This is a genomic window from Lyngbya aestuarii BL J (genome assembly GCF_000478195.2).
Classification (GTDB): Bacteria; Cyanobacteriota; Cyanobacteriia; order Cyanobacteriales; family Microcoleaceae; genus Capilliphycus; species Capilliphycus aestuarii.
This window is the reverse complement of record NZ_AUZM01000265.1, coordinates 1-918: the sequence shown is the minus strand read 5'-3', so window position 1 is coordinate 918 and position 918 is coordinate 1. Positions and strand designations below refer to the sequence as shown.

At 42.6% G+C, this 918-nt stretch carries 1 protein-coding gene; it reads right to left on the bottom strand.

Going from position 1 to position 918, the window contains the following annotated elements:
• Positions 1 to 566: 566 nt before the first annotated feature.
• Positions 567 to 918: GAF domain-containing protein (locus tag M595_RS27970; RefSeq protein ID WP_023069917.1), on the bottom strand; the 352-nt coding region annotated here is incomplete at its 5' end.

Here is a 918-nt window from a genome sequence, read left to right as displayed (position 1 = left end):
GTGCTCTTCCGATCTAGAAATCCCTTGAGGTCTGAGATAACTGTTGATCAGGTAGTTGATCGCTTGAAAATCACCCGAGCGAGCTAAATCAAAAATAGACGGTTGAGATAAATGTTCTGCATACACCATATACACGCATTCCCTAACACCAGTATTAAACTGAATGGAGCCAGAAATCTCTTGCGATCGGATCGATCAACACCGATATCAGGCTTCTAAACACCAAAAACTCCTTCTTCTGAGCAGTCTTTCAGTCATTGTTACCGATTGAATTGGGATTCTCAAGCCCCAATTTTGGACTGATCATTCCCAAGCTAAATTCGGTTTGGATCTACAATACAGGTTTTATCTGTCTCTAAACAGATGTTTATTCCTAAAATATCAGCTAGTCTACTCTCCTCGTCAAGTTACTGATGTCGGGACAATCCAATAATTGTTATTCCCCGATGGAAAGTGACCCAGAAAGCTCACTTTTCCAAGCACTCGGCTGAGTTCTTAGGATGTGATCCCCAAAACAGATCCACATCCTGAGAACAAGGATTATTGCTTTACCATTTATTTGGATGTTAAGCGGAGACATCCAAGTTGACACTCACCAGTACCAATGCGATCGCTTGAGCAACACACTCCAAAGGATCAAGTTCTTCTGGAGTCAGTTGACAAGGTTGTTTCCACTGAAGGGAAAGGAGGGCGACATTTTTCTCTCGAAAACTCACCGGAATCGTAATGTGTGATTGAATTTCAGAAGTTTGGTAATGTTGTACCTCGGAGATCGCCCCATCTCTAGGAATATTAATGGAGGCTTGTATATTTCCGGTGGACAACGCAGCAGTAACTAGAGGATCATCTGACAACCAATTTTCCGCTGTCCCACTACTGCTATAGATCCCCTCAACTGTTGTTAAGGTATTTTCGCTC